The 1,876-nt window shown below is 69.9% G+C and carries 3 protein-coding genes; all 3 read right to left on the bottom strand.

What is annotated here, in order from left to right:
- Positions 1–285, bottom strand: a 285-nt coding sequence (gene bcsP, locus K206_RS0123300) for a cellulose biosynthesis protein BcsP (protein WP_020204803.1), incomplete at its 3' end; no start/stop codon positions are given.
- A 60-nt stretch (positions 286–345) separates the two neighbouring features.
- On the bottom strand, positions 346–801 hold the full coding sequence (locus K206_RS0123295; protein WP_029043985.1) for a cellulose biosynthesis protein BcsD: 456 nt from the start codon (positions 799–801) through the stop codon (positions 346–348).
- A 527-nt stretch (positions 802–1,328) separates the two neighbouring features.
- A partial coding sequence (locus K206_RS0123290; RefSeq protein WP_020204801.1) for an aminotransferase class I/II-fold pyridoxal phosphate-dependent enzyme occupies positions 1,329–1,876 on the bottom strand: 548 nt, incomplete at its 5' end.

Here is a 1,876-nt window from a genome sequence, read left to right as displayed (position 1 = left end):
GGCAGGCGCCGGCACGGGAGGCTTGCCAATCACTTTTTCCACGGCAGCGACCGGCGGCTCGGCCGGGGCGCGCCAGAACGGCGCGGCCGCGGCGCCGTCCTGCGCCGGCGCGCCGGCCGGCTGCACCGGCGGCACCGCGGCGGCGCGGTCCACCCGCACGGACGACAGCAGCGGCCAACGCTCGCGCGCCTGCGCCGCCTCGTCGTCGCGCACGATCTCCTGGTAGGCTTCCGCCTTGCCGCCAAAGCGCTCGAACAGCTTTGACAGGTCGTCTGACTGACTCATGATTGTTGCTCACACGGAAAGAAAGTGGCCCGGCGCCTGCGTTCCGGGCCCGGGCGCGCGTCAGCGGCCGAAGCGGAATTCCACGCTTCCGGTCGCGTCCATCGGCGTGCTTTGGCTGACTTTCAGGGATTCGGATGAGCCCAGCATGCGGAACCACTGCTGGTACGCCCCTTCCAGGAACGCGGCAGACCAGCCATCGGCTGACTCGCCCAGCGCCACTCTGAGCGGCGCGCAGTAATGCCGGATCACCAGCGCGCCGCCGGCGTCCTCGATGCTGGCCCAGCCCCAGTCCACGTCCAGCCAGATCTGGGCGATCGCCCGCTCGAATTCGGCCAGCGTGGCGCAGGCCCCCGGGTCGAAACGTTGCGCGAAACGCACACCGACGCGCCGCATCATCGCGCGCAGGGTGGCAGGATCCGTCACCTCGGCCAGTTCTTCGGCGAGTGCGGACAAAACGTCACGCCATTGCGAGGAGCAATGCCGCTCGCTCAGATACTGCAGAATTGCCTGATTCACACCCAAAAACCCCGTTCAGATTCCCAATTATCGTTTTTTGTATTGTGAAGCTCATTTTCAGTCCAAGGCATGTCCGGCGGCAAATGCTGCGCGCGCAACGGCCTCCCTGGAGCGAACCATGTTTCATCTCTACAACAAACGAACCGCCCCTTAGGGTCCATGCCATCCCGGTCACGGGCCGGGCCGGACGGCCCGGGCGCCCGCCACATCGGAACAGTCTTAGCAGACTGACAGCTTACGAACGCCCCGGGAAGTCTCCCCCCGCCGAAGCGGGGAAAGCCTCGCCGGTGATCTGGAAGGCACCGGCCGGCGGTGTTTTGGGGTGGGGAGCGGGGTTGCGGCGGGATTGCAGCGGGATCGCGGCGGGAAGGACGCCGGGCGGGACCCTGCGCCGCCGGAGCCACCGCCGGCGGGAAGACTGGCGCGCGGCGGAAACGACAAGGCCAGTCGCGCGGACTGGCCCCGGGATGCCGCGCGCGGGCGGCGCGGCGTGGAAGGCGGGAGGGACTGGCCCTCCCGCGGCGGAATCAGGCGGTCGCCAGCACGCTGGCGATGGCCTGCGCCACCGCCGCGACGTTGCCCTGGTTCAGCCCCGCCACGCACATGCGGCCCGAGCGCAGCAGGTAGACACCGTGCTTGTCGCGCAGCACGTCGACCTGCTCCGCGGTCAGGCCGGTGTAGGTGAACATGCCGCGCTGGGTCAGGTAACGCGACAGCGCCTCGCCGCCGACGTGCGGGCGCAGGTTGTCGTGGATCAGCCCGCGCATGGCGGCGATGCGGCCGCACATGGCCTTGAGTTCTTCCTCCCACTGCGCGCGCAGCGCGGGGGAGCCCAGCACCCGGGCCACCACGCGGGCGCCGTGGGTGGGCGGGTTGCTGTAGTTGGCGCGCACGGTGCCGGTGAGCTGGCCCAGCACGCGGCCGGCCTCGTCGGCGTCGCGGCAGACCACGCTCAGGCCACCGCAGCGCTCGCCGTACAGCGAGAAGTTCTTGGAGAAGGAATTCGCCACCAGGCACGGCACTTCCTGCGCGGCCAGTTCGCGCACGGCGAACGCGTCCTCGTCGAGGCCGGCGC

The sequence above is a fragment of the Cupriavidus sp. WS genome (assembly GCF_000395345.1).
GTDB classification, from domain to species: domain Bacteria; phylum Pseudomonadota; class Gammaproteobacteria; order Burkholderiales; family Burkholderiaceae; genus Cupriavidus; species Cupriavidus basilensis_B.
The sequence above is the reverse complement of the archived record's forward strand: the minus strand, read 5'-3'. Positions and strand labels throughout refer to the sequence as shown.